This is a genomic window from Nocardia farcinica (genome assembly GCF_029867845.1).
GTDB lineage: Bacteria > Actinomycetota > Actinomycetes > Mycobacteriales > Mycobacteriaceae > Nocardia > Nocardia farcinica_A.
In genome coordinates this window covers 1-1,999 of record NZ_JARWRU010000439.1, presented here as the reverse complement: position 1 = coordinate 1,999, position 1,999 = coordinate 1, and the positions used below count along the sequence as shown (strand labels likewise).

2 protein-coding genes are annotated in these 1,999 nt (G+C 73.3%); both read left to right on the top strand.

The window, feature by feature from the left end; all coding sequences use genetic code 11:
• A partial coding sequence (locus QH283_RS09345) for an ABC transporter substrate-binding protein (protein WP_280502623.1) occupies positions 1–738 on the top strand: 738 nt, incomplete at its 5' end.
• On the top strand, positions 738–1,793 hold the full coding sequence (locus tag QH283_RS09340; protein WP_280502622.1) for an ABC transporter permease: 1,056 nt from the start codon (positions 738–740) through the stop codon (positions 1,791–1,793). The genes QH283_RS09345 and QH283_RS09340, both read left to right, overlap by 1 nt.
• Positions 1,794–1,999 lie beyond the last annotated feature (206 nt).

The following is a 1,999-nucleotide window of genomic DNA, read 5'->3' as shown; positions in this document are numbered from 1 at the left end:
TCCCGGGACCTGCCGATCACCCCGCCCCCCGACGACAGGATCGCCGATGTGCGGGTGCGCAAGGCGATCCAGCACGGCATCGACATCGACGAGATCATCTCCGCGATCTACAACGACAACTGGGCGAAGGCCGAGGGCCTGGTCCAGCGCACCACCCCCGGCCACATCCCCTTCGGCGACGAGTACGGATTCGACCCCGAACTGGCGAACCGGCTGCTGGACGAGGCGGGCTGGACCGGCAGGGACGCCGACGGTGTCCGCACCAGGGACGGCCGTCGTCTGAGCTTCACCCTGTACCCGGAGCCGAACTGGGTGGCCGCGGTGCAGGACGCCGAGCTGATCGCCATCCAGTTGCAGCGCATCGGGATCGGCATCGAACTGGTGAAGCTCGACCGGGCCACCTACACCGCCGTCACCACCAAGCCGGAGAACGTCTTCGTCTGGAGCCACCAGACCGCCGCCGACGTGAGCCAGCTGTGGGCCCGTTACCGCTCGGGCGCGGTCGGCGGCAACACCGACCCGGCGATCGACGCCCTGATCGCGCGGATCAACACCCTGCCGGTCGGCGAGCGACGCACCGAGGCCGTCGCCGAGGTGCAGCGCTGGCTGCTGGACAACGCGCTGGTGGTGCCGTTGCAGGAGACCCAGCAGTCCTTCGTGACCGCGCCGAACCTGCACGGTTTCCGCGCCGAGACGCTCGGGCGCTCGGCTCTCTACGACGCCTGGCTGGCCGGGTGATGAGCGCGCCCACCGCGCGGTGGTCCTCGGGCCCGCGCTCCCGTCTGCGCTACGTGCTCGCCAGGGTCGGCCAGGGACTGGTCGTGCTCGGCCTGTCGTACCTGGTGGTCTTCCTGCTGCTGTTCCTGCTGCCGGGTGATCCGATCCGGGCCAGGCTCAGCGATCCCGAGGCCAACTTCACCCAGGAGCAGGTCGACCAGCTGCTGACCTACTACGGCATGGACAAGCCGGTGTGGGAGCAGCTGTGGCGCACCCTCGCCCGGCTGGCCCACGGTGACCTCGGCTATTCGCTGACCACCGTGGAGCCGGTGACCGACCGGATCGCCGAGGCGCTGCCCGCCACCCTCGAACTGGCCGCGGTCACCACTCTGTTCGCGCTGCTGCTGGCCGCCGCGCTGACCGCGCTGGCGACCACGGCGCCGTGGCAGCCGGTGCGCCGCTTCGCCACCGCGGTGCCCGCCGCGCTGCTCTCGGTGCCGACGTTCGTCATCGGGCTGCTGGTGCTCCAAATCTTCTCCTACCAGCTCGGCCTGTTCAGCACCCTGCGGGCCGACGGCTGGGCGGGAGCCGTCCCGCCCGCCGCCGTGCTCGCGCTGCCGGTGGCCGCGCCGCTGACCAGGGTGCTGATCGAACACGCCCGCCGCACCCAGGGCGAGCCCTACGTCACCTTCGCGCGCTCCAAGGGGCTCGGGCAGGGCAGGCTGCTGCTGTCCCACGTGGCCAGGCCGTCGGCGCTGCCCGGGGTGACCATGCTCGGCCTCGCCGTGGCCGAACTGGTCACCGGCTCGGTGATCGTGGAGGCCGTGTTCAACCGGCACGGCATCGGATCGGTCATCGAAGCCGCTGTGTCGAACCAGGATTCGCCGACGCTGCTCGGCATCATCCTGCTCGCCGCCACCCTGGTCGTGCTGGTCAATCTCGTCGTCGACCTGCTCTACCCGGTGCTCGATCCGCGCCTGCGCGCCGAACCGGGGCGCTCCGCCGAGGTGTCCGACGCCGCCCCGCGACGGGCGCCGGCGACCGGCACGAGGACCGTCGAGGAGGCCGTCGCATGACCGCGCTGCTCCCTCCGCCCGCCGCGGGGACCCCCGGCGAGGAGCCCGTGTCCGGGCCGCCCGCCGCCCGCTCGCGGACCGGGGCGGGCGGGGGGGCCCCGGGCCGGCGGGGGGCAACCCGCGGCGGGGCCGCCGGGGGGGGGGGGGGGGGGGTAGGCCCGGGCGCCCGCGGCCCCCGCGCGCGGAGGCACCCCCCCCCCGTGGAG

Excerpts from the sequence above, each read along its gene's own strand:
- QH283_RS09340 (WP_280502622.1), top strand. The coding sequence starts at position 738 with ATGAGCGCGCCCACCGCGCGGTGGTCCTCGGGCCCGCGCTCCCGTCTG.